Annotated in this window: 18 protein-coding genes; 13 read left to right on the top strand and 5 right to left on the bottom strand. The window is 55.8% G+C overall.

Annotated elements, in window-relative coordinates; translation table 11 throughout:
• Window positions 1-7 precede the first annotated feature (7 nt).
• The 10 genes from LGH74_RS23390 (at window position 8) to LGH74_RS23430 (ending at window position 10,554) form a co-directional block, all read left to right on the top strand.
• Window positions 8-517, top strand: coding sequence for a YybH family protein (locus LGH74_RS23390; protein WP_226180346.1), 510 nt, complete (start codon window positions 8-10; stop codon window positions 515-517).
• Window positions 518-620: 103 nt separating this feature from the next.
• The gene (locus tag LGH74_RS23395; protein WP_226180348.1) at window positions 621-3,842 is read left to right on the top strand and encodes an efflux RND transporter permease subunit; all 3,222 of its coding nucleotides are present in this window, start codon (window positions 621-623) and stop codon (window positions 3,840-3,842) included.
• A gap of 3 nt (window positions 3,843-3,845) precedes the next feature.
• On the top strand, window positions 3,846-4,157 hold the full coding sequence (locus tag LGH74_RS23400) for a DUF6122 family protein (RefSeq protein ID WP_226180350.1): 312 nt from the start codon (window positions 3,846-3,848) through the stop codon (window positions 4,155-4,157).
• Window positions 4,158-4,169: 12 nt separating this feature from the next.
• Window positions 4,170-4,799 (top strand): helix-turn-helix transcriptional regulator, encoded by a 630-nt coding sequence (locus LGH74_RS23405; RefSeq protein WP_226180352.1) that lies wholly within the window; start codon window positions 4,170-4,172, stop codon window positions 4,797-4,799.
• A gap of 86 nt (window positions 4,800-4,885) precedes the next feature.
• On the top strand, window positions 4,886-5,221 hold the full coding sequence (locus LGH74_RS23410) for a four-helix bundle copper-binding protein (protein WP_187317282.1): 336 nt from the start codon (window positions 4,886-4,888) through the stop codon (window positions 5,219-5,221).
• Between the two features lie 162 nt (window positions 5,222-5,383).
• Window positions 5,384-6,028 (top strand): hypothetical protein, encoded by a 645-nt coding sequence (locus LGH74_RS23415; protein WP_226180354.1) that lies wholly within the window; start codon window positions 5,384-5,386, stop codon window positions 6,026-6,028.
• A 161-nt stretch (window positions 6,029-6,189) separates the two neighbouring features.
• The gene (locus tag LGH74_RS23420; protein ID WP_226180356.1) at window positions 6,190-6,396 is read left to right on the top strand and encodes a heavy-metal-associated domain-containing protein; all 207 of its coding nucleotides are present in this window, start codon (window positions 6,190-6,192) and stop codon (window positions 6,394-6,396) included.
• A 444-nt stretch (window positions 6,397-6,840) separates the two neighbouring features.
• Entirely contained in the window at window positions 6,841-6,966 is a 126-nt protein-coding gene (locus LGH74_RS24980) for a hypothetical protein (protein ID WP_262904760.1), read from the top strand.
• 42 nt (window positions 6,967-7,008) lie between these two features.
• Entirely contained in the window at window positions 7,009-8,217 is a 1,209-nt protein-coding gene (locus LGH74_RS23425; protein ID WP_226180358.1) for a DUF2231 domain-containing protein, read from the top strand.
• Window positions 8,218-8,223: 6 nt separating this feature from the next.
• Window positions 8,224-10,554, top strand: a complete 2,331-nt coding sequence (locus LGH74_RS23430) for a multicopper oxidase domain-containing protein (RefSeq protein WP_226180360.1) — start codon at window positions 8,224-8,226, stop codon at window positions 10,552-10,554.
• Window positions 10,555-10,971: 417 nt separating this feature from the next.
• Here the strand turns inward: LGH74_RS23430 and LGH74_RS23435 are convergent, their stop codons facing one another.
• Window positions 10,972-11,898 carry a toxin-antitoxin system YwqK family antitoxin gene (locus LGH74_RS23435; protein WP_226180362.1) on the bottom strand — a complete coding sequence of 309 codons (927 nt, stop codon included), beginning with the start codon at window positions 11,896-11,898 and terminating at the stop codon, window positions 10,972-10,974.
• Window positions 11,899-12,033: 135 nt separating this feature from the next.
• Between LGH74_RS23435 and LGH74_RS23440 the strand changes: the two genes are divergently transcribed.
• Window positions 12,034-12,714 (top strand): hypothetical protein, encoded by a 681-nt coding sequence (locus LGH74_RS23440; RefSeq protein ID WP_226180363.1) that lies wholly within the window; start codon window positions 12,034-12,036, stop codon window positions 12,712-12,714.
• A 172-nt stretch (window positions 12,715-12,886) separates the two neighbouring features.
• On the top strand, window positions 12,887-13,846 hold the full coding sequence (locus tag LGH74_RS23445; RefSeq protein ID WP_226180364.1) for a site-specific integrase: 960 nt from the start codon (window positions 12,887-12,889) through the stop codon (window positions 13,844-13,846).
• 112 nt (window positions 13,847-13,958) lie between these two features.
• Here LGH74_RS23445 and LGH74_RS23450 read toward each other — a convergent pair whose 3' ends face one another.
• Both LGH74_RS23450 and LGH74_RS23455 read right to left on the bottom strand, forming a co-directional pair.
• On the bottom strand, window positions 13,959-15,449 hold the full coding sequence (locus LGH74_RS23450; protein ID WP_226180365.1) for an argonaute/piwi family protein: 1,491 nt from the start codon (window positions 15,447-15,449) through the stop codon (window positions 13,959-13,961).
• A 4-nt stretch (window positions 15,450-15,453) separates the two neighbouring features.
• Window positions 15,454-18,198, bottom strand: coding sequence for an SIR2 family protein (locus LGH74_RS23455; protein WP_226180366.1), 2,745 nt, complete (start codon window positions 18,196-18,198; stop codon window positions 15,454-15,456).
• A 562-nt stretch (window positions 18,199-18,760) separates the two neighbouring features.
• Here LGH74_RS23455 and LGH74_RS25255 point away from each other — a divergent pair.
• The gene (locus tag LGH74_RS25255; RefSeq protein ID WP_226180368.1) at window positions 18,761-18,907 is read left to right on the top strand and encodes a recombinase family protein; all 147 of its coding nucleotides are present in this window, start codon (window positions 18,761-18,763) and stop codon (window positions 18,905-18,907) included.
• Window positions 18,908-19,091: 184 nt separating this feature from the next.
• On the opposite strand, the gene LGH74_RS23465 is transcribed toward LGH74_RS25255, so the two are convergent.
• Together LGH74_RS23465 and LGH74_RS23470 are read right to left on the bottom strand one after the other, a co-directional pair.
• Window positions 19,092-19,559, bottom strand: coding sequence for a toll/interleukin-1 receptor domain-containing protein (locus LGH74_RS23465; RefSeq protein ID WP_226180370.1), 468 nt, complete (start codon window positions 19,557-19,559; stop codon window positions 19,092-19,094).
• A 1,478-nt stretch (window positions 19,560-21,037) separates the two neighbouring features.
• The gene (locus LGH74_RS23470) at window positions 21,038-21,553 is read right to left on the bottom strand and encodes a hypothetical protein (protein ID WP_226180372.1); all 516 of its coding nucleotides are present in this window, start codon (window positions 21,551-21,553) and stop codon (window positions 21,038-21,040) included.
• Window positions 21,554-21,881: the final 328 nt, after the last annotated feature.

Below are 21,881 nucleotides of genomic sequence, written 5' to 3' on the forward strand. Positions count from 1 at the left end.
CCTCCCCATGAAAAACCTCTTTGCCCTCGCGGTGCTGACCGTCACGCTTTCCCTCACTGCTGCCACGGCGCAAGCCCAGACGGCGCCGGCCGCCAGCTCCGCCGACGAGGCCGCCGTGAAAGCAGTGCTGACCAAGTACCAGCAGGCCGTGCAAAAGCTCGATACCACGGGCACCGCCCGCCTGTTCACGGCCAACTCCCAGGTGTTCGAGTCGGGTGGGGTGGAGGGCACCTACCGCCACTACGCCGAGCACCACTTAGCCCCCGAGCTCAAGGAGTTCAGTGCTTTCACCTTCAGCGACTACAAAGCCGCCGTGCAGGTGGACGGACCCTACGCTTTTGCGACGGAAACCTACACCTACACCATCAACCTCAAGAAGGACCCCAAGGAGAAAGAGGCCAAGGCGCCCATCGTCCGCCGCGGGGTGGCCACGTCGGTGCTGCGCAAAAACGCCGCCGGGCAGTGGCAAATCATGAGCACCCACACCTCGGCCCGCACCCCCCGCGTCAAAAAATAAGCTTTCCAGCGGGCTTGGGCGACTGCCCGGTTCGCTGCCCATTCCGGAAGGAGAGGGGCCCCACCCGGCCGCTCTCGCTTCTTCCTCTTTGCGCTAACCACCGATGCTAGACAAGATAATTCGTTTTGCCCTGCAAAACCGCCTGCTGATGCTGGCCTTTGCCGTGGGCCTCCTTATTGCCGGTAGCTACACCGCAAATCAGCTGCCCGTGGACGTGCTGCCCGACCTGGACCGGCCCCGCGTAACGGTGTTCCTGGAAGCTCCGGGCATGGCCCCCGAAGAAGTGGAGGCCCTGGTGACGCTGCCCGTGGAAACGGCCCTTAACGGGGCCACCGGCGTGTCGGCCGTGCGCTCCAACTCGGCCATTGGCCTGGGCATGGTGTTCGTGGAATTTGACTACGACACCGACATCTTCACCGCCCGCCAGATTGTGAGCGAGAAGCTGCAGACCACCGGCGAACAGCTGCCGCAGGGCATTACGCCGGTGCTGGGCCCTATTTCCTCGGTCATGGGCCAGATTATGCTGGTGGGGCTGTCGGGCGGCAAGGAAACCAACGCCGCCGATTTACGCACGCTAGCCAACTACACGGTGCGCCAGCGTTTGCTCAGCATTCCGGGCGTGGCCCAGGTCATTCCCATTGGCGGCGACAACCTGCAGTACCAGGTGCTGCTGGACATGCCGCGCCTCAACGCCACGGGCCTTACAGTTAATCAGGTGGAAGAAGCTTTGCGCCAGTCCAACCTGAACACCACCGGCAACTTCTTCGACCGCAACGGCTCGGAAGTCCTGATTCGCAACCTGGGCCGGCTGCGCTCGGTCGGTGACATCGAGAACATCATCGTGGGCTACCGCGAGCAGTCGCCCATCCGCGTAGCCGACATTGCCAAGGTGGAGTTCGGCGCCCGCTTCAAGCGCGGTGACGGCAGCGTGAATGGAAAGCCCGCGGTGATTCTGAGCATCGAAAAGCAGCCGGGCGCCGCAACGGTGGGCCTCACCGAAGCCGTAGAAAAGGCGCTGGTGGAGCTGAAGCCCTCCCTGCCAAAGGACGTACAGGTGAACACGCGACTATTCAAACAGTCGGAATTCATCGAATCCTCGATTTCCAACGTGGAAGAAGCCCTGCGCGACGGCGCCATTCTGGTGGTCATCGTGCTGTTTGCTTTCCTGCTGAACGTGCGCACCACGTTTATCTCCCTGGTGGCCATTCCGCTGTCCTTGCTGGTCACGGCCCTGGTGTTCCGCGCGGCGGGCATCAGCATCAACACCATGACCCTCGGCGGGCTGGCCATTGCCATCGGCGAGCTGGTCGACGACGCCATCGTGGACGTGGAAAACGTGTACCGGCGCCTCCGCGAAAACAAGCAAAAGGCTAACCCGCAGCCCGTCTTGAAAGTCATCTATGCCGCTAGCTCGGAGGTGCGCAACTCCATTGTATACGCTACCATTATCGTGGTGCTGGTGTTTTTGCCGCTGTTTGCGCTGGAGGGCATGGAGGGCCGCATTTTCGCGCCGCTGGGCATTGCCTACATCACCAGCATTGTGGCCTCGCTGTTCGTCTCGCTCACCGTCACGCCGGTGCTGTGCTACTACCTGCTGCCCAAGATGAAGCAGATGGACCACCCCGAAACCGACGGCGGGCTGGTGCGTTGGCTCAAGAAAAAAGACACCCGCCTGCTGAACTGGGGGTTACTGCACCCCAAAGCCGTACTTGGGGTGACCGGGGTGATGTTCGTGGCGGCTATGGCGCTGATTCCTTTCTTCGGTACCGAGTTTCTGCCGCCCTTCAACGAAGGCTCGCTCACGGTCAACTTCTCGGCGCCCGCTGGCACCTCGCTCACCGAGTCGAACCGCCTGGGCAGCTTAGGCGAGCAGCAGATGCTCAAAATTCCGGAAGTGGCCTACACCGCCCGGCGCACGGGCCGCGCCGAGCTCGACGAGCACGCCGAATCGGTGAACAACTCGGAAATCGAGGTGGCCTTCAAGACCGATGAAGAGCTGGAAAAGGAGGGTAAAACCATGCGCAGCCGGGACGAAATCCTGGCCGACATGCGGGAGAAGCTCAGCCTGATTACGGGCGTGAACGTGAACATTGGCCAGCCCATTTCCCACCGGCTCGACCACTTACTGAGCGGCGTACGCGCGCAGGTGGCCATCAAGGTGTTTGGCAATGACTTATTAGAGTTGCGCCGCTATGCCAACGAGGTGCGCACGGCCGCCAGCACCGTGCCCGGCGTGGTCGACTTACAAGTAGAAAAGCAGGTGCAGATTCCGCAGCTGCTCATCCGGCCCAAGGACGACGCCCTGCGCGCCTACGGCATGGCCCGGGGCGAAGTGGTGCGCGACCTGGAAACCCTGTTTCAAGGCGCCGTGGTCTCCCAGATGCTCGACGGCCAGAAACGCTTCGACCTGGTGGTGAAACTGCCCGAGCAGCAGCGCAACGACATTGCTGCCATCGGCCAGACCCGCATCGAAACGCCCAGCGGCGCCATGATTCCGGTGAGCCAGGTAGCCGACATCGTCTACGAGCCCGGCCCCAACACCGTCAACCACGAAAACACCCAGCGCCGCATCACCATCTCTCTGAACGTAGCCGAGCGCGACCTGGGCTCCACCGTGAAGGAGATTCAAGCCAAGGTGAATTCGCAGGTCAAGCTGCCGCCCGGCTACTACCTGACCTACGGCGGGCAGTTCGAGAGCCAACAGTCCGCCTCGCAGAAGATTCTCTGGCTGAGCTTGTTTTCGCTGGCCGGCATCTTCCTGGTGCTGTTCTCGCACTTCAAATCCAGCTACATGGTGGGCCAGATTATGCTCAACATCCCGCTGGCGCTCATTGGCTCGGTGGTGGCGGTGCTGCTCACCGGCGGCACGTTCAGTATTGCTTCGCTCGTGGGCTTTATCACCCTCACGGGCATTGCCTCGCGCAACGGCATCATGATGATTTCGCACTACATCCACCTCGTCGAGCACGAAGGCGAGAAGTTCGGCATCCCGATGATCATTCGCGGCTCGCTGGAACGCCTGGTGCCGGTGCTGATGACGGCCCTGGTGGCGGCCCTGGCCCTGGTGCCGCTCACGCTGGCCAAAGACGCGCCGGGCAAGGAAATCCTCTATCCGGTGGCCACCGTCATCCTCGGCGGCCTGCTCAGCTCCACCTTCCTTGACATCATCGTGACGCCGGTCGTGTTCTGGCTGGTAGGCGAAAAGGCCCTGGCCCAGTACTTCGCTTCCCACCAGGAAACGGGTTTGGACGAGCATCCGCAGGAGCTCGACGCGCAGCCGCTCACGCCGCCCTCGGATTTGAATCCGGTGCTGCCCACCCACTAAGCGATGCTGCATGCCTTTTTGCACATCACGGTGCCGGGGCTCTACGCCCTGGCCTTTCACCGCCCCCACTGGCGGCGGGTATGGGCGGTGCTGGCCAGTGCCCTGCTGCTCGACCTGGACCACCTCTGGGCCACGCCCTTCTACGACCCGGACCGCTGCAGCATCAACTTCCACACCTTTCACACCTACTGGGCCATCGGCGGCTACGTGCTGCTCTTGCTGCCCGCCTGCACGCGCATCTGGGCCGTGGGCTTTCTGCTGCACATGGTGCTGGACTACACCGAATGCTGGCCGCGCGGCATTTACCTGCCTTAACCTCCCTACTTGATGCCTAATCGCCCCGATGCTGCTTCGCCCACCACCGTGCTCTACATCAAGCACATGGTGTGCGCGCGCGGTATTCGGGTGGTGCGGCAGGAGTTGGAAGGGCTGGGCTTGCAGGTGCTCGACGTGCGCCTGGGCGCGGCCACGGTGGCGGGCACGGCCGAGGAGTTGGACTGGCCCCGCCTACGGGCCACGCTGGAAGCGGCCCGGTTTGCGCTGCTCGAAACCTTTCACCAGACCCTGGTGGAACGGGTCAGCGTGGCCGTGAACCGCCTGCTGCGCGAGCCCGGTGAAAGCCTGCGGCACCGGGCTTTCGGGGCGGCGGTGGCCCGGGAGCTGGGCTTAACCTACGGGCAGCTCAGCGCGGCCTTTGCCCGCCTGGTGGGCGACAAGACCCTAGCGGCCTACATCCTGAGTCAGCGCCTAGCTTATGCCCAGGAGTTGCTGCTTGCTTCTTCCTTGAGCGTGGGCCTTATTGCCCGGCGCCTGGGCTACGCCAGCCTGGCGCACTTCTCCGGCCAGTTCCGGCGCTTGGCCCGCTGTTCGCCTTCCGCGTATCGCCGGCTGCTGCGGGCCGAAATGGCTCCGGTGGTGGGGGAGGAAGCACCAAATCATGCAAGGGATGGGGAGTAATATGTAAAACCGTGTGCTACAGAGGAGGTATACTTAGGCAGCGACCCGGTTGGGTTGCCTTGTTCGTTCACCCACACCCCTTTCTCATGCATACCCAAAACCAAAGCCTGCTCGACGCCCTCAATGCCTGTATCGCCGCCTGCGAGCATTGTGCTACGGCCTGCCTGCAGGAAGACAACGTGAAGATGATGGCCCGCTGCGTGCTGTTGGACCGCGACTGCGCCGACATCTGTGCCCTCACCGCCCGCTTCACCGCCCGCGGTTCCGAGCATGCCGCCCACCTGCTGCGCGAGTGCGCTGAAATCTGCAAGGCCTGCGCCGACGAGTGCGAAAAGCACGGTGCCCACTCGGAGCACTGCCGCGAGTGCGCCGAAGCTTGCCGCCGCTGCGAGCAGGCTTGCCGTCAGGGCATCGCCGCCTAATTATTCTAGATACCGTGTGAAGCCAGCCCGTCGCGTACGGGCTGGCTTTTTCGTGGGCTATGGCGAGGAAATTATGCTGGTTCGCGACCTAATTCTGTACGCCTGGCCTAGACGGCCCTCCTACTTTTGCTGGGTCGTTTACCCGCCCCAACTGCCCTGCTGATGACTCTGACTCCCGCACTGCGCAAATTCATGCTCACCGCCCACATCACGTTTTCGGTGGGCTGGCTCGGCGCGGTGGCTGTGTTCCTGGCCCTGGCCATCACCGGCCTGACCAGTTCCGACGCCTTACTGGTGCGCACGGCCTACCTGGCTATGGGGATGAGCGGCTGGTTTGTTATTGTGCCCTCCAGCCTGGCTGCGCTGGTCACCGGCGTAGTGCAGGCGCTGGGCACGCCCTGGGGTTTGTTCAAGCACTACTGGGTGCTGGTAAAGCTGGTGCTCACGGTGGGCGCCACGCTACTGTTGCTGCTACACATGCAGCCCGTCACCTACCTAGCCAAAGTAGCCGCCCAAGCCGACCTGTCGGCAACCGACCTGCGCGGGCTGCGCCTGCAGCTGCTGGCCGATGCAGCCGCGGCACTGGTAGTGCTGCTGGCGGCGACGGCTATTTCGGTGTACAAACCCTGGGGGCGCATTGGTAAGTGGCGGCTGCAACAGCAGGCCCACGCCCAAGCTGTGGCCGCCGGCCACGCAACTGCTCTGCCGACGCCCTGGGGCCGCTATTTGCTTGTCGCCGGGCTAGTGCTGCTGCTGCTCTTTGTTGTAGGCAAACACCTGATAAGCGGGGGCATGAGCCACCATTAAAGCCCGGCCTGCGCCGTTGTAGCGGGGACACTTGGTGGAATAGCAGCTACAAATCATGCAAGCCCGAAGCGTAATTCTGTACCCCTTCCCGGGCACGTGCAGTTACTTTTGGGTGTTTTAATCCCAAACCCGCCCACCACGGGCGCCACGCATTTACTCCCATGAAAACGCTCCAATTCAACACCAACATCAACTGCGGCGGCTGCATCAAAGCTGTGACGCCCACCCTCAACGGCGAGAGGGCCATCGCTACCTGGCAAGTCGACACGGCCAACCCCAACAAGGTGCTGACCGTGACCGGCGACGTGACCGAAGAGCAGGTGTTAGCCCTGGTGGAAGATGCCGGCTTTAAGGCTACCAAGGCCTAATTTCTAGTGTGAGTGTTACCCACGACGTACGGACCGTGGCTTCTTGAACTACCCCGCGGCCGTACCGGCGGGCCCATCTTAATCACTTGAACCGATGAAACGTAAGATGATGATGTTCGGCGCCGCAGCGCTGCTTTCCGGCGGTGCCTTGTTTGGCTTCACCAGCCCTACACCTACCGCGGTTGACTGCCCCCTGAAGGGCACCCCCGATTGCCCACTGGTGCAAAACTGCGCCCAGGCCGGCACTCCGGCCTGTACGGCGGGAGCCCCTAGCTGCTGCGCCGCTAAGTAAGCTACCCGAAGCTTTTATAAAACGCCTGGCCCTGTGGCCGGGCGTTTTTCGTTTTGGCACCCCTTGAGCGACCTGCAGCCAGGAATGGGGCGCCTACTTGGCTACCGTGGCGCTTGAAATTATGCAACTGGGTGGCTCATTACGTGTAAACATTGTCCTGGTCCGACTACGTATGGTACACCACAGAGAACAGCAACGACCAGCTGGCCCGGGCCGGCGGTAAGCGCGGCCTCTCCCGCATCCATCGGGAAATGCACCGGCGCTGCTGCTTGCGGTAAGCCGGGGTTTTTCTGTGTCCCGGCCTTATCTAATTCGGCTCTATGTTTTCAGATTTCCCCAATCTGCACCCTTTAGTGGTGCACCTTCCTATAGTCCTTATTATACTGGCCGCGGCGTTGCAGGCCCTGCTGGTATTCAAGGACTGGCCCCAGGTGCGCTGGATTGCCCTGGCGGTAATGGCCGGGGGCTTTGCCGGGGCAGTGGCGGCCAGCACGGTGTTTCATGCTAAGCCCCTGGGCTTGTCACCCCGGGCAGCGGCGGTATTCGCGGCCCACGAACAGTTTGCCAGCTACACCACCTGGCTCTCGGGCATCACGTTGCTACTGGCCAGCATCGGGTTTTACTTTAAGGTACAGCGCCGGGCCTATGAGGTGCTGGTGCTGGTGGCGGCGGTAGCGGCGGCCGGCGCGCTTTCAGTGGCCGGGCACCGGGGTGCGCAGTTGGTGTATGTGGAGGGCGTGGGCCCCAAGGGTAACCTGCTCGACAAAAGCCACGGCCATGGCGGCGGGGAAGAGATGCCCGGCATGGACATGTCGACTCCAGAGGCGGACGCCCACAATGAGGAGCCTGGCGCAACCGACGGCACTCGCCAACCCGCGGGCTCGACGCCGGATAACGCCCAATCCGGAATGGAGGGCATGAACATGGACCCCAAGACCGCCCAGCCAGGCCAGCGCAGCCAACTCATGGAGCAGATGGAAGGCATGAGCATGCCCAACCAACCCGGCGGCGGCCAATCGCCGCCGGCACGCACCGGTCGGGCCGCACGGCCGGGGACCATGGCGGATATGCCGGGGATGAACATGCCCAGCATGAGCATGCCGCGACCCTCTGCCCAAGCTCCCGGACGCAAAGCGCAGCCCGCTCAAATAGATATGGGCAACATGCCGGGCATGGATATGGGCACCGCCCGCCCGAAAAAGACGCCTCGGAACCAGCCTGCCATGGGCGATATGGGCACGATGCCGGGCATGGAGAACATGCCCGGCATGCAGCCCGCCGGCGGTCAAAAACCCGGCGCAATTCGCCAACAAACGAACGACATGTCGGGAATGCCGGGCATGAAAAAGGGCGAATCCATGCCCGGCATGGGCGATATGAAGGGGATGGACATGAAAAGCAAGGAGGGGAAAGGCATGGACATGAAGGGCGCCGGTACTATGCCGGGCATGGCCATGCCCAGCCCGATGGACAAGTACCGCTTCGAGGACAACAACCCGGCGCGCACCCAACCCAAAAGCAATAACTAAGTGACGATGCGAGTACTCTTTCTGCTGGCTGCGCTGCTGGCCACCCTGCCCGCCTGGGCCCAGAGCATGCCGGGCATGCGCATGGCCAAGGGCACCGAGCCCCACATGACCCAGTCCACGCCCCCGGCCGCCGAACTGCAAGGCAAGGTCGTGATGCCCCGCACCAGCTACGTGGGCAAGCGGGTGGAGTACGACTTATACGTCGACGAGCGCCTGGTCAACTTTACCGGCCGCACCCGCCGGGCCATCGGCATCAACGGCCAGATTCCCGCCCCCACGCTCACGTTCAACGAGGGCGACACGGCCGTGATTCGGGTGCACAACCAGATGCACATGGAAACCTCTATCCACTGGCACGGCATCCTGCTGCCCAACGAGCAGGACGGCGTGCCCTACCTGAACACGGCCCCGGTCGAGCCCGGCGGCACCCACACGTTTACGTTCCCGCTGATTCAGAGCGGCACCTACTGGTACCACTCCCACACCATGCTGCAGGAGCAGGACGGCGTGTACGGCTCCATCGTCATTCACCCCAAGCGTATTCCCTACGAGATGAAGGAGTACGTGCTGGTGCTCTCCGACTGGACCGACCACAAGTCCAAGGAAGTGTTGCGCTACCTCAAGCGCACCGGTGAGTGGTTCGCCGTGCAGAAAGGGGCCACCCAGAGCTACGGCGAGGCCCTGGCCGCCGGCTACTTCAAAGACAAGCTCAAACAGGAGTGGGGCCGCATGCCGGCCATGGACCTGACCGACATCTACTACAACAAGTTTCTGACTAACGGGCAGGAAAAGGGCTATTTCAAGGACGCAAAGCCCGGGGAGGTGGTGCGCCTGCGCGTCATCAACGGCAGCGCTTCCTCGTACTTTTTCCTGCAGTACGCCGGCGGACCCATGCAGGTCATCGCTGCCGACGGCATCAACGTGAAGCCCTTCCCGGTCAACAAGCTCGAAATTGCCACGGCCGAAACCTACGACCTGCTGGTGACGGTGCCCGCGATGGGCGCGGCCGAGTTCCGGGCCACGGCCAACGACATCACGGGCTACACCTCCACCTACATCGGGCAGGGCGAGCCGATGAAAGCCCCCGACCTGCCCCGCATCAACTACTTCCAGATGATGCGCGAAATGAACAGCATGGAGGGCATGAGCGCCATGGACATGGGCGGCGCCGGCATGACCAAGCAGCAGGGCGGTGGGGAGATGAAAGGCATGGACATGCAGCATGGCTCGGCGCCTGCTACCACCGCCCCTTCGCCGCAGAACCGGCCGGAGAATGCCCAGGAAAAAGCGGGTAAAAGCATGGGCAGCATGCAGGACATGGGAGAAATGGCCGGGATGAGCGGCATGGGAGGTGCCGCCGGCGACTTCAATTACAACCAACTGCGGGCCCTGAACCCCACCACACTCGACTCGACCAAGCAGTGGCGGGAAATCAACCTCACCCTCACGGGCAACATGCTGCGCTACGTGTGGTCGTTTGACAACAAGACCCTGTCCGAGGCCGACAAGATTCCCATCCGCAAGGGCGAGAACGTGCGCATGACCTTCACCAACACCACCATGATGCGCCACCCACTGCACCTGCACGGGCACTTCTTCCGGCTCGTCAACGCCCAGGGTGCCTACTCGCCCATGAAGCACACCTTCGACATTCAGTCCATGGGCAAGGTCACCATCGAGTTCGAAGCCAACGAGGAGCAGGACTGGTTTTTCCACTGCCACATCCTCTACCACATGATGGCCGGCATGGCCCGCATCGTGAGCTACGAGGGCACCCCGCAGAACGAGTACGCCCGCACTGACTATAAGGAGCTCAAAAAGGAAGATAACCGGCCCTACCTCTGGGCCGACCTGATGGCGCACTCGCAGGGCGCTTTTCTGGAAACCACCCTCTCCAACAACCGCCACGCGCTGGAATTCGAGGGCCGGGTGAACTACCAGGGCAACTTCGAAACCGAAACCCACCTGCTGCGCTACCTCGACAACCGGCAGTTTCTCGCCGCCTTCGTGGGCTTCGACTACCGCAACAACCGCACGCTGCTGGCTGAAGGGGAGCGGAACACCAAAAACAACCGGCGGGTCTTCGACGTGGGCTTGTACTACCTGCTGCCCCTGCTCGTGCGCTCGGAGCTGCGCCTGGACAGCAATGGCAAGGTGCGCCTGCAGCTGGAGCGCACCGACTTGCCCCTGAGCAATAACTTCTTCGCCGACCTGCTGGTGAACACCGACCGCGAGTACAACGTTACCTTCCGCTACATGGTTAGCAAGTACGTGTCGCTGAGCACCAACTACGACAGTGATTACAAGTGGGGCACCGGGCTGACGTTCCACTACTAGGAACAGGCTGCTTTTTACATAAAACAGGTCCGTGCTTGCATCATTTCCCATCAAGCAACCGCCCATCCGGGCAGCTACGAGTAAAGATGCAAGTAGTACATACGACGTAAACCGCCCCCTTGTACCGACTACTGTTCTGCCTGTATTCACCTAGGAGGCAGGCCCACTCCTTCACCATGTCTATTCCCGACCTTGAGTGTTTACTGCAACGAGCTGCCCAGCATTACCCCACTTCCTCGGAAGAAGAGGCAGAAACCAGTTGGCGGAAATTAGCCCTCATCCTCGATGAGATGGTCGTGCACTCCATAAATACGTCGTTCGCTGCACAAGGAGTGCACGGGCCTATTCCGCACTGCTGCCTGAGTCTGCCACAGAAGCCATGAGGCCTTCCTGACTAGAAAAAGGAGAGGCGGTGCCCTACCTGCAGGTCTGCACCAGCGCTGTTACGCTCAGTGTTGCCGTGGCGTCCGTGGTGTAGTTATCGTTGTTTACGCACACGTACAAGCGCCGGATGCCAGCTTGTAGAGTAATGGGACGAGTTTCTTGGGGGGTGTTGGACGCTACGCGCAGGCAGTTCTTCACGTCTTTGATGTAGCCTTTCGTGTCTAGAAACTGCTGCGCCGCGGTTTCGTCGGGGGTAATGTACCAGTGGCATTTGGTGCTCACGGTGGGCGGCGCATTGTTACCTTGTTTCGTGAGGGCCGTAGCAGCTGTAGTCAGCAGGGCGGGTGCGGACATGCCGCCCGTACCAACGACGCCGGCCAGAGCCAGGGCCGTAGACCACGACACCGGGGGCTGGCCTTCGTCGCGCACATCCAGCTTGTAGACGATGCCCATTGTGCCTTCGGGAATGTCCACGGTGAAGACTTTGCGGCTACTGTGCATGCAGTTACTGCAGTGAATTGAGGCGGTGCTCAGCGGCAACGCTTCCTGCATGAGAGACTTGCACTTGATTTCCCGGCCGTCGTCTCGCCAGCTGCGAAAGTCGGATTGCTGCACGCCGTTGACGTACGTGCCCTTAAAACTAACCTGGCCGTTTTCATGCCAGCCGCAACACAGTCCCATGGGCTTGTCGGGGGCTTCGCTGGCCAGCTTGCCTTCCCACTGCTTTTTCCAGGACGGGTAGAAGTAGTCACGCACCGTGCCAATGGTTTTGCCGGCGGCATCGTGCCGGGCAATACGGGCGTAGGCCACCTCTTCCAGCGTTTCAGTGCGTTCCCAGTCCCGGTCGAAGTAGACCGTATCGGCGGGCGGCAGCGAAACCGCGGCGGGCTTGGGCCGCTGGGCCAGGGAGGGGATACATATAATAAGGAGTAGAAGCTGCAGAAAGTAAAGTTTTGCCATAGAGAGAAAGCCAGTAGAATAAACAGAGAGGCGGTTGGTAAATGTACTAATCAAAGTGGTTTAAGAAGCGAGTCAGGATCTGACCGTGTATTTTGGTGACCTAATTCCACCTGTTGTTCCCTCTGACTGGCTCTCATGCTGCACGCCATTACGCCACCCGCCAAGGACGATGTTTTCGTCACCAAGCTACTTGATAAGTTGAAAGTTGAATATGAACCCGAAATGGTACCCATCCGGCCGGAGCCTTACGCCAAGCCTCTAAACTGCTTTCCCAATGTTATGGAAAAGGTGAAGCGGGATGGCGGGCGAATTCATTATGGATGGGCCATCCACAAAACAACTATCCTATGCGAAGCAGAAAGGCATGCGGTCTGGGAAGATGAGCAGGAAAAGTTCGTAGACATCACCCCAACAGAAGTGCAGGCCGAATACACGCTGTTCGCTCCGGACAACGAAGGGTTTGAGTACACCGGCCAAGCCACGGACAATGTGCGAATCAACATCACCGGCAACCCCGTGGTGGACGATTTCATCCGAGTCAACGAAACGCTCTCGAAGATACATGCCTACGGAACGCGGGAAGTCGACATGTATATGTCCCTGCCCGACGCTGCCCTAGAACTTCACCACTATTACCAGGCGTTGAAAAACGCTTTGCAAGAATTTATTTACATGGGGGGTACACCCAAGAAGCGTTGCCTTTGTCAAGGGCCAGACCGCTACAAAAACTGTCACGGCAAAAGCATTGGTCCGCGCACCAAAGCCGACCTACGAAAACTCAAGGCTATTTTAGGTAAAGCGGGCCGGTCGGCATAGGAGACGTTAGATAAGATATACCAAGCCTTAGATACCTAACTTGAAAGGCCGCTTTAGACAGCGGCCTTTTTCTTGAGGCAATAGGTATCGATTAGTAAGTTTTATCACTACCTATCCACTACCTTGCCGACCCAACTCAAAATCGGGCAACGACACCTTATATATAGGCTGCATGGAAAAAGTCAACGCGCTTACGGTAAATCCTGTCGGGCACGGGCTGTCACACCACACCGGGGCGGCTGCTCGCTACGTTGAGGCAGGACTGACCGGTGCGCCCAATACGGCCCGGGCATACGGCGCCCACTTGAAGCGCTTCAGCGCTTGGTGCATTGAGCAAGGCTATGAACCGCTGCCGGCGACGGTCGATGCGCTGGTCGGGTTTTGTACTCACTTGGCCGAAGCCGGCAAAAAGGTCGGCACCCTGGAGCAGCATTGCGCGGCCATCAGCAAAGCGCACGCGGTGCGTGGCGTTGACTCGCCCACAGACGACAGACAATTCAAGATTTTCATGGATGGCGTGCGCCGTGTGCACGGCGTGCGGCAAAAGCAGGCGCCGGCATTTTCGCTGATACAGCTCAAACAGCTGGTGCGCAGTCTAGATGTGGAAACGGTGACTGGGCTGCGGGACCGGGCCATTCTGCTGCTCGGGTTCACGGGGGCGTTCCGCCGCTCCGAGCTGACGGCCCTCAATGTGCAGGACTTGCGCTTTACCGAAGAATGCCTGGTGGTATCGCTGGGCAAGAGTAAAACCAACCAACTGGGCGACTACGAGGAAAAGGCCATTTTTTACTCTCCTGAATCAGCTGTGTGTCCTATTCGCTCCTTGAAAGCCTGGCTGGGTCAACTGGAACGCAGCGAAGGGCCGGTGTTCGTGATGTTGCGCAAGGGCAACCGGCTCACTAACAATCGCCTCTCGGACCAGACCATCAATACCTTGGTTCAGCGATACTTGGGGCCTGGCTATACAGCGCACTCTCTGCGCGCCTCCTTTGTGACGGTGGCCAAGCTCAACGGGGCCGACGACAGCAAAATCATGAATCAGACCAAGCACAAGACCAGTGCAATGATTCGCCGCTACACTCGCCTCGACAATGTGCAGCAGCACAATGCCGCTAAGGAATTGGGTTTATGAAACTGATTTAGAAGTACTAATATTTATTATTTACCCCATATAGTTACTCCGCAAGTGAGTTTATTTTGAAATATCTATTGACTCCGCGCATAATCGTGAATGGGTTCCATTACTAAATATAGAACCTGAAGGAAGTGGGTAGCTTCTTAATATTCTTTACGTTTAACTCCGCCATAATCCCACCTACTTGCCTTGAAAAAGATAATGTTACTGGGGCGCCTCCAGTGAAGCTGGAGGTATTCCAATTCATACGAGCTAGCGCTAAAATATCTTCAGCGGCCTTTTCAATATCAAGAGGTTCATTGCTTCTTATCTCGATTGGTCTCGGAATATGGGCCCCAGGATAAGTGCCTAACTCCCGAATAAATCCAGTGTTGAATAAGTAATAACTCGTATCGTTAACAACGCACAAGGTGCCGCGGTCCACAGGATAGTTACTATGCTTAACTAAGCAAAACGCAGTAGGTTGCAAATTGATAAGCTCCACAATCGGAATACTACTGAACGCATTTCGAAATCCTTCTTCTTCTTGCTCGTCGAAAAAGGAAGTTTTGTGGAGCACTATCCGCTGAGGAGGTAGGCCTGTTCGGTAAGCATACTCTTCAATAATTTTGACTCCTAGTTCGAAAGCCTGCTGACTTGATAGGTGTACCGTCTTACTCGCACGCGGATTATATTCCACATCACTACCGCGTAGCGCGAAACCCTCTCCGTCTGAAGAAAAGCCTTGTGCAATGCATGACTTTACAACCTGCTTGATGTTCGTGCGCAGATGGTGAAAAGTGATACCCACAAAACATGTCTCGATGTCATGAGCACGTAATCGCCAAGGTATTCCTCCTGCTTTATAATAAAGCGCCACAGAGCTATTCCAAGCCCGGGCGGCCGCATCTTGGTTATCTGATAAATCTAGAAATATCTTATCTCTTCCGATTTGGATTGGTGTATTAACTAATATTGCTTTTGCTTTTAGGGCCCTTCGGAAATCCCTGTACAGTAAGTCTTCTTCGGTATCTTCTATTTGTTCATCAAAAAGAGAGAATTGAAAGCCCGGCTTATTGGCAGAAGCCATTTTTTTCAATTCTGATTTTTCGTCTTTCGTTAATTTGCGCTCCACGTGGTGACAAGCATCCACCAAATTTTCTGGAAGGCAACAAAATATGACGTTAGGACGTGTCGATTCCAGCGTCGTTAGCTTTTCTAAGCCCTTGTTGTATAAACCAAGAACTGTATCAAAACGCAAGCTGTCATCTTTAATAGCCAGTGCATCAGCCAGCTCATCAGCTGCTACTTCGTGTGTCCAGACAGTACTGGTGTTAAGAGTGGCCTGAAAAACCATCCCAAATCCTGGGTAATCAGGATACTGTTGGGTGTTCTTCATAGTCGTGGGAATGAGTCCTTGACACCGTTCGAGCCAAAAGGCAGCCTTTAAGTTCATTTCACGCGGCCCAACCAGGCCAACTCGCACCTCCTTCAACTGTGCTGCGCCGAAGCGCACATCAAATGGTCCTGCTTGTTTTAACCCCACTTTGGGGTCAGTGAAAGAGCCAATACCCCCAAACTCAAGCTCAGTGGGTTGAATTTCAATTAATTTGATGTCCATTGCCTTATTCTTGATTGCTATCCCACTTTTTAGCCTCTTCAGTAAATCCTTCTCGTTGCTGGTCCGCTAGTCGTCCCACCTCTGGGTCAATGTCGACATCATCGTCCTCATCATCTAACTCATCGAACTCGCCCTCTATGAGCGTTACATCGTTCCGGGAAGCACTGACATAATCAGCCGCAATCAAAATATTATCGCCTAATCCATCAGTCGTGGAGGAATGTAGCACGAAGCTCTGGTGTGGCTCGACAGACAATGTGCGCAGCCAGAACACAAGGTCATTGAGCACACTTTGATTATAGTCGTGCGACATTTTCTTTGTTGCTAGCCTACCAACCTTCGTGGAGTCCAGCAGGTCTTTGTATCCATTAAGCGTGAAAACGTACGTAGGCTCTATGAATAGACACCACTGTTCGCCTATGCGGCGAACAGAATAATAGAATGCCTTGTGCTCCCAATAGCGAATGGTTTCCTTGTTGGCCGCGTAACGTGGACGAGCAACTGTCCGCTTCGTCTTTTTGAAACGGGCCTTGTAGGCAATTACACGTGCTCCATCATCGCTTTTTGGAAAATAGGCCCGCTTTTTAATAACGTCTACAACTAATCCGCAGCGGAAGAAATGGCTCTTCAGGCTATCGTTGAGCAATCTTACAAACCGTTTTTCTCCCTCATTACTGCCCAGGTATTCATCTAAAGCTAAAGTAGAGATTGTTGAAATGTTTACTAGGTTGCGAAGCGTGTTATACTTTATTCGCAAATCAGTAAGTGTGAACACTTGCTTTTCAAAGAGCTCGAACGGGGGAAAATAGAGTGTGGGGTATGTCTCATACATTTCCTTTCTAGAGGAATGCAAAGACTCCGCATAAGAAATGTATTCTGGCAGGTGCTGTATTTCCAGAATGTTTGACGTGTATTTGGTGGTGATGACTCTTAATGGTACGGCAGTCTGTGTAATGTCATCGACAGCTTCGGGGCGGCACTGCAGAATGACAGTGAAGTCGGTATTAGCCAAATTGGCTTCAAAGTCAACGTGCCCTGCATTCTGTCTAACTCGTTGGACCACGTCATAAAGGCCCGAGCCCCGTTTGTCCATAGCTCCTGCTCCATAAAACAAATCAGCTAGTACGGGATTGCGGTAGCCTTTTACGCCCCTCCGACCACGCCTGATTTCATCTATCATTACCTCATCCTCGAAGAATGGGCGTACTTCCTCCATTAAGCCACCAGGGTTAAAGATGCGAATCACGCCAGGCTTAATCTCAATAACATTTGCCTCTTGTACCTCATAATCACGATGTACGAGCGAATTGACAATCACTTCCTTGAGTGCGATTGGATCGTAGGGTGTTACATCCGTTGACTCTTCGTTCTTGAGCCTAAATGGTCTATTGACCAGTGCTAAGGCTTCATCAATCTCTTTGAGTTGAATCCACAGATTCCCGCTAATTGTTCTTTCAATAAACTCATCCTCTATCGAATCATCCTTCAGCAATTTGCGCAACCATTTGGTTGGTCCTACAAATTTTATAATGATCTGTGCTTTGGGAACGACCTCTTGGGGCTTTTTCGCGAATAACAGCAACCCAGCGTAAGTAGCCAGTAGATTTCCCTCTTGATCTATCCGAACCAAGTTGAGATGAACCATCTGATTAGTGAGCCAGTCTGCATCAATAATATCAGGAATAGATATCTTTAACCGCTCACAATACTTAACAATTCGCAACCGAAGAAGCGCAGTATCGAAAGTGTCTGCTTGGTACGCGATGGCACTTTTTAGGTCAAAACTGGTTACAGTGGGTTCAGGGCGATTGATTACTGGTAAAGATCGGTCGAAATTTACCTTTATTTTTTTCTCTCCTAAATGCTGCCAAATAACCTTGTCCAATAAGTGGTCAAAAGATTCAATTTCTATAAACTGAAAGTTGGTGCCAATTATACTACTTAGCGTCTTAACGTAATCGGTAGCATCTTCTGGCTTTTCCCCTTTACGAATACACCAGTATATTCCATTTTTGTAGTTATTCGCACGTTGAGCATTGCTTATCAGCAAATGCTCCATGATAGAGGCTTCTCCTCCGCGGTATCCAACTACCACGAGAGGATGATCTTTCAGTAGCGGAACGAGCGTCTGCACTAAATCGTCATCCATGCGCTCAATTTCCTCTATTACATTTCGGTCAGAGTAGTTATTGACGTCTCCGTGGAGGAACACGGAGACAGGAAAAGGAGGTGTAGCAGATATTTTCACATATTCGGGAGCAGTCCGCACATAGTCAATCATTGCCGGCTGATTGATTTCATTTCTTGCTTTCCCAATGCACTCATCAAAGTTTGTCGTAAGGACAGTATTTATCCGACTCAGGTGCATAAGTTCTGCCAACCTGAGGTAACCTATACTTACCCGCATGTCAGGATTCAGAATCTTAACCCAGAATTGTTTCCTAGCTGTTTGAGGTTGCAATAGGTTTTCAACTGCATAAGGAAACAGCTCGCCCATGGATACATCCTCTTTAAACCAAGCCTGTGTATCGCGCAGCCACGGCAACCAATCGCTACGAGTGATTCGTGGGTCATCCGGATCTTTCCCATTTTGCCTCGCATATGCCCACTTTGAAGCCTTGCTAACGATGTCGCCAGCTAAAGGAATGCCTGAAGTGACAGAAGCGCCAGCCCCGAGTAGAAAGATTGGTTTTGGCGTGTTTTTTAGTAAGGTGGCTACTATGCCTGCGCTGTTAACATTTAGGTGCATGAAGCTGATTTAAGTATGGACAGGAGGGCAGATGAAAACAGGAGAGGTTGGGTTGTGACACCTTGGTTGTATGCTAAGCAAATGTAGCTTCTTCCATCTCAGTATTGCCATCTTTTTTAGTGGAAATAGCTAATTATTTTGGCAACCGTGTAAACCTCGCCTTTTTCTCTTTAGACTAGTGCTACGCTGGCCATAATGCACGGTTTAGCGGTTATACTCTGTCGCCATAATCGATAGGCCTGCGGCGGACACATTTGGCTACTATCCAGTGAAGGATGCTTCACATAGCACCCGTCATCCCGCAACTTGGTCGCGTCGCCTGCGTGGTACTATTCTGCTGATGGCACTACTGTTTAGCCTTCATAGAAGGTAGGGCAGCCCTCACGGAGCAGGAACGCGACATGATCAATGAGCGGACCCGCTGAGCACTGCAGGTGCTCAAGGCCCAAGGCAAGCAATTGGGTAGCCCAGCTAACCTGACGAAAGCGGCCCAGGCGCAAGGTCTGGTGGTTCGCCAGCAGACCTTGCGCGCACCCACGAGGCCAACCGCCAGGCCACGGCCTTGATCCTGGCCCGGCGGGCGCAGGGGCAGGGGTATAATCAGATTGCGCAGGAACTGGATAGCCTAGGCTTTCGTACCCGCCGTGGCTGTCGCTTTACCCATAAGCAAGTTCAGAGGTTAGCCCATCGGGCAGCCGAGAAAGGATAGGTCTTAAAGCCTCACTTGTATTAAAAGTCATCACAGCCGGCCAGAGAAGGCCTTTTCTTTTACGAAGAAATATGACAAAGCGGAGCCGTTGAAACCTTTCCAATCTGAAAGCACAAAGGCCTCACATTGTGAGGCCTTTGTGCTTTCAGTAAATGTCAATGACTTTTACCCCGTTCTGCAATAGCTAAATGGCAACTAGTTCAGCCAGCTTGGCGGCGACTTCTGCCATCGTTTCCTCTTTCGTGTTCAGGCCACTTCGTGAGCCGAGCAAAGGACTGACATCACGAAGATCTTCATAGGTGGTGTTGTGTACGATAGGAATAAGCCGGTCAAGTGCCAAGAGTGCAGAAAGCTCTTTATCAGCGATACCCTCTCGTTTGAGGCGCGTTAGTAGCGCAGGGGTAACCAAAACGATACCGACTTTCGACATCGCTAGCCCTTTGTCTATTTCCCGCAGTAGGGTTGAACCTAAGTGAACATCTTTCTCACTGAACCAGACGGAGGCACCACACGAAACAAGTTGATCATGCAAGTCTTTAGCCGCATCTCTTCGATCGTCCCATGCATGACAAAGGAAGTAGTCCCGGCGATCAGGTACAGTTGTCGTTGATTGCTTTTCGACGTTTTCACGGATTGGGGTGAGTGTTGTCACTTCAGCAGGTGTGTAGAGAATAACCGAACTACCGCCCGACCCTGAACCACCTCGCGACCAGCGTGGCCTAACCGTTCTGGTAGACCCACTTCCACTACGACTGCTCGAACCTGATGAAGGGTAAGAGGAAGGATATGATGGATATGACGGGCGCGAGTATGAACTGTAGCGAGAGCGACCACCACATGCCGGACATTCTGCTGCCCCGCTTGCTGTGCGATGTCCTCGTGATGGGGCTGTGCATTGTGCCATATACTTCGTCCTTACTTAATGAAATCTCTGCCTCTGCCTAGCTAATACATATAGGCGTCTAAACAAAATACACAGCTTGTTACAAATTTGTTCCCAAATCGGTTGGCTTTTTTTGCTACCCTAATTAGTTAGACGGGCGGCCTCAAAATCCTACTTACGACCCAATAACGATGGGCTGAAATTTCTAAACCACAGGCGGAAATAAGCTTGGTTTGGTTCGCGTCCCCAATACTCGGCCGAACCCTAAATTCTTGCTTGGTGAATCGGTAACTTGCTTGAGTCTGAATGTCTAGCCAACCCCGCCTATATGAAGTTTATCGTATCGTCTTCCGCCTTGCTCAAGCAGCATCTGACGCGGTTCACCTATCCGAAACCCAGCGAATTCACAGGCCCCATTCTGTGGCTCGGGTAGGTTTGTAAGAGGCCATTTCCAGCCGTATAGTTCGTTGGGGGAACAACTTCAGGTCCTGACGTAGTGCGACTGCTGAGCACCCACCGTAGCATTGCTGAATGGAAGAAAGCCAAGAGAGAAAGAACGTGATAGCTACCCACTTTCTCGCCCTACTGAGCGCCGGTACTTTTGAGAAATATGGCGCAAAAACCAAAATGCTCCGATTATACCCAGGGTGTTAACCGCAGCCATAGTAGCTCCGGTTTCCAGCCTTATAAGACACGCTCAGAAACATGCCCAGAAATACTAGAAAGAAAAAGCCGAATCCGTGGCACAAACCCGACCCGTCCCCGTCTATGGATATGAAGTCGATAAATCAGAATGATGCCGTTGTGCAGGTGGCCCGCTATGGCTTCCTGGGTACTGTGGCCAGATGTCTGCGCACTGTTTTCGTGACGCTCATTGTCGTAGGCGGGCCGATTCTGGGAAGTTACTTGCTCAACAAGCCCCAGAGGCCGGTGAAGACGGTGAAGGTTGAAATTTCCAAGGATGGAGCAGCAGAGGAGGCTCCCGAACGAGTTTTAGCGAGAAGGTAAATCTCTGGCGTTTGCAGAAAGTACCACTTCAGGAACACGTCAGAATGAAGTTCACGAAACTCATGCTCTCAGGCGGTTTACTGAACTTTGAAAAGTGAACCAGTTTCTTGAACCTAATCTGGGCTGTATGGCCACTTCACCATGCCAGTAGACGTGCATGGGCAGCGGTACAGAAAAAGGAGGAAAAGGGTAGTTTAAAAAGCCCTAACTCGACGAGAGAAGGTTACTAACTGCTAGCCTTAATTATCTTCCCGCTGAAAATCCAACACGCCCTGCTTGGCGCTGATGTTCATGCGAGTCGTTGTCAAGGAATGAACGCGCCATGCGAAGGGCCTCGAAGTGGGACTAGTCATGTGTAAGCTGTCGTGGGCGACGACTAAGGCAAACCGATGGGGAGTTGCAAACACCTGCATGTCCAGCACCACCGTTGAATCGCGGATATCCAACGTAACGAGTCCCCCGGGGTCGTCGGCTACCCACCGACCTTGTAGATTGGCCACGGTCACTGCGCGGTCTGATAAGCGTACTAAGCCAAAGAGGGTCAACATCCCCACAACGGTTACGATGCCCATTGTGTATGCGGCGAACCGCAACGAACGGCGCGTAACAAGCCGCAGGGCAGCAAAGCCGGCGAATACCCCCAGCGCCATACCGAAAATGCCGCCTAAAAAGCCAAAAGCCTCCTTTCCGGCGAAATAGCAGCACATGGCCACCATCGAAAACACCGTGTATGCAATATAATCCTTCTTGCTCATCCGGGACAAAATAAGCACTTAAGCGACGTTCAGTGAAACGGTCAGAAAGTTTGAGGATGGTTAAGGCTTATATTCTCCTCTTGTAGGCACCGATTTTTCTCTCGACGGTCGCTTTTTGCCTTTGGTGCCCTACGGTGCGGATGCCGATTAGTAAGAGCACATATGTAAGCAGGATGCCCAACAGAACCTTTGCTGCAAATAGAAGACTGTCACGCATAAATTCGGATAGAAATGGGGTGATTAGAGGCTTGCAAATGCTGATCTGTTCACTAAACCGGTGCTTCTGCCGAAAGGAGGGCTTTTCTTAGATCTATCCTATGCAAAGGCG

Source organism: Hymenobacter lucidus (genome assembly GCF_020447265.1).
GTDB classification, from domain to species: domain Bacteria; phylum Bacteroidota; class Bacteroidia; order Cytophagales; family Hymenobacteraceae; genus Hymenobacter; species Hymenobacter lucidus.

Bases quoted from the DNA above. Each gene is read 5' to 3' on its own strand.
- LGH74_RS23390 (WP_226180346.1), top strand. From the start codon at position 8: ATGAAAAACCTCTTTGCCCTCGCGGTGCTGACCGTCACGCTTTCCCTC.
- LGH74_RS23395 (WP_226180348.1), top strand. From the start codon at position 621: ATGCTAGACAAGATAATTCGTTTTGCCCTGCAAAACCGCCTGCTGATG.
- LGH74_RS23400 (WP_226180350.1), top strand. From the start codon at position 3,846: ATGCTGCATGCCTTTTTGCACATCACGGTGCCGGGGCTCTACGCCCTG.
- LGH74_RS23405 (WP_226180352.1), top strand. From the start codon at position 4,170: ATGCCTAATCGCCCCGATGCTGCTTCGCCCACCACCGTGCTCTACATC.
- LGH74_RS23410 (WP_187317282.1), top strand. From the start codon at position 4,886: ATGCATACCCAAAACCAAAGCCTGCTCGACGCCCTCAATGCCTGTATC.
- LGH74_RS23415 (WP_226180354.1), top strand. From the start codon at position 5,384: ATGACTCTGACTCCCGCACTGCGCAAATTCATGCTCACCGCCCACATC.
- LGH74_RS23420 (WP_226180356.1), top strand. From the start codon at position 6,190: ATGAAAACGCTCCAATTCAACACCAACATCAACTGCGGCGGCTGCATC.
- LGH74_RS23425 (WP_226180358.1), top strand. From the start codon at position 7,009: ATGTTTTCAGATTTCCCCAATCTGCACCCTTTAGTGGTGCACCTTCCT.
- LGH74_RS23430 (WP_226180360.1), top strand. From the start codon at position 8,224: ATGCGAGTACTCTTTCTGCTGGCTGCGCTGCTGGCCACCCTGCCCGCC.
- LGH74_RS23435 (WP_226180362.1), bottom strand. From the start codon at position 11,898: ATGGCAAAACTTTACTTTCTGCAGCTTCTACTCCTTATTATATGTATC.
- LGH74_RS23440 (WP_226180363.1), top strand. From the start codon at position 12,034: ATGCTGCACGCCATTACGCCACCCGCCAAGGACGATGTTTTCGTCACC.
- LGH74_RS23445 (WP_226180364.1), top strand. From the start codon at position 12,887: ATGGAAAAAGTCAACGCGCTTACGGTAAATCCTGTCGGGCACGGGCTG.
- LGH74_RS23450 (WP_226180365.1), bottom strand. From the start codon at position 15,449: ATGGACATCAAATTAATTGAAATTCAACCCACTGAGCTTGAGTTTGGG.
- LGH74_RS23455 (WP_226180366.1), bottom strand. From the start codon at position 18,198: ATGCACCTAAATGTTAACAGCGCAGGCATAGTAGCCACCTTACTAAAA.
- LGH74_RS23470 (WP_226180372.1), bottom strand. From the start codon at position 21,553: ATGAGCAAGAAGGATTATATTGCATACACGGTGTTTTCGATGGTGGCC.